Annotated in this window: 1 protein-coding gene; it reads right to left on the bottom strand. The window is 67.1% G+C overall.

Features of this window, described 5'->3' with window-relative positions; all coding sequences use genetic code 11:
• Positions 1–2,072 (bottom strand): amino acid adenylation domain-containing protein (locus OQ789_RS25550; protein ID WP_324689179.1); only part of this gene is annotated, 2,072 nt, incomplete at both ends.

Raw genomic sequence — 2,072 nt, 5'->3', positions numbered from 1 at the left:
ACCAGACGCCTATCCCCCGGGCGATCCTCACGGGCAATCACCACCGCCTGCCCCACCCCGTCTACCGCCGCCAGCGCTGCCTGCACCTCACCCAACTCGATGCGATACCCGCGGATCTTGACCTGCTCATCAGCACGGCCCACATACACCAACTGCCCCTCGGGACCCCAGCACACCAAATCCCCGGTCCGATACATCCGCGCCCCCACACCCCCGAACGGACACGCCACAAACCGCGACCCCGTCAACCCCGCCCGCCCCACATACCCGTACGCCAACGCGCCACCGGCCACATACAACTCGCCGACCACCCCCACCGGCACCGCCCGCAACCACCCATCCAAAACAAAAAACCCCAGATGCTCCAACGGCACCCCGATCGGGCTGACCGGGCGGTCCATGTCGCCGGGGAGGATCTCGCGCACCGAGGCGTGCACCGTCGTCTCGGTAATCCCATACATATTGAGCAGCCGCGGCGACTGCGCATGCTTGTCCAGCCAGGTTCCCAGGCGTTGGGGTTGCAACGCTTCCCCACCGAAGACCACCGTCTGCAACTGGAGCGAACCACCGGGCGCCGACACATCAGCGGTTTGCAGGGCATAGAACGCTGACGGGGTCTGGCTCAACACACTGACCCGCTCGGCCACCAGCAGGGCGTGCAGCTCCTCAGGGGAACGCACCACCGCATCGGGCACCACCACCAGCCGGCCCCCACCCAGCAGCGCCCCAAACACCTCCCACACCGAAAAATCAAACGCCAACGAATGACACTGCGCCCACACCCCCGCCGCCGGCACCACCACATCCAACGCCCGCAACAACCGCGTCACATTCCCGTGCGCAACCGCCACCCCCTTGGGCACCCCGGTGGTGCCCGAGGTGTAAATCACGTACGCGATCTCCTCGGCGCCCGGCGCCGGCACCGGCGTGCACGGACAGCCGAGCAAGCCCGGGTCATCGATATCGACGACCGACAACGCATGACCATCCAATCGGCCGCGCAGGTCTGCGCTACTGAGCGCGGCGATCGGGGCGGCGTCGGTGAGTAGGAACTCGATGCGGGCGTCGGGGTGTGCGGGGTCGAGCGGCAGATAGGCGGCACCGGTTTTGAGCACGGCCAGCATCGCCACGATCGCCTCGGCCGAGCGCGCCAGCAGCAGCGCGACCCGCTGGCCCGGGGCTGCCCCGTGGTCAATCAGCAGGTGCGCCAACCGGTTGGAGGTCTCATCGAGTTGCCGGTAGGTCATCGAGTGGCCGTCGCAGCTGATCGCGACCGCGTCGGGGGTGCGGGCCGCCTGTTGGGTGAACAACACCGGAATCGAATTGGCTTGTGGCACCGGGTGATCCAGCACGGTGCGGTTACCCCACGCCTCAAGCCGGGTGCGCTCGGATTCCTCGAGCACCCCGATCGAGGAGACCCGCGCGTCGGGGTCGATGGTCATGGCCTGCAGTAGTCGCTGCAACCGGGCGATCAGGACCTCGATGCCGGCGGTGTCGAAGACCTCGGTGTCGAACTCGACCCGAAGGCTCAGTTGCTCACCGGGCTGGGCGGCCACCGTCAACGGGTAGTGGTTGTGCTCGCGGGCGCTGAACCCGGTGATCGCCAACTCATGATCACCGGATAGCGCCGCGGTGTCGATCGGATAGTTCTCGTAGACGAACAACGTGTCGAACAACTGGTCGTGGCCGGTGATCCGGAACAGCTCGGGTAACGCGAGATGCTGATGCTCCAGCGTGGCGGTGTGGACCTGTTGCAGCTGAGCCAACAACTCCGTGGTGGTGGTGGCCGCGCTGAGCCGGGCGCGCACCGGCACCGTGTTGATCAACAACCCCACCATCGACTCGGCACCCGCCAACTCCGCCGGTCTGCCCGAGACCGCGGTGCCAAAGGCCACATCGTGGTAGCCGGTCAACGCGCACAGCAGCTGCGTGAACGCCGCCTGCAACACCACATTGACCGTGGTGTGCTGAGCGCGGGCCAACTCGGTCAGCGCGTGGGTGATCGGCTGAGGAACATCAAAGGACGCGACCGACCGCCGGCCCAGCCCCACCCGGCCGGCCGGTCCCACCAG

The organism is Mycobacterium sp. 94-17, assembly GCF_035617725.1.
Lineage (GTDB): Bacteria > Actinomycetota > Actinomycetes > Mycobacteriales > Mycobacteriaceae > Mycobacterium.
The sequence above is the reverse complement of the archived record's forward strand: the minus strand, read 5'-3'. Positions and strand labels throughout refer to the sequence as shown.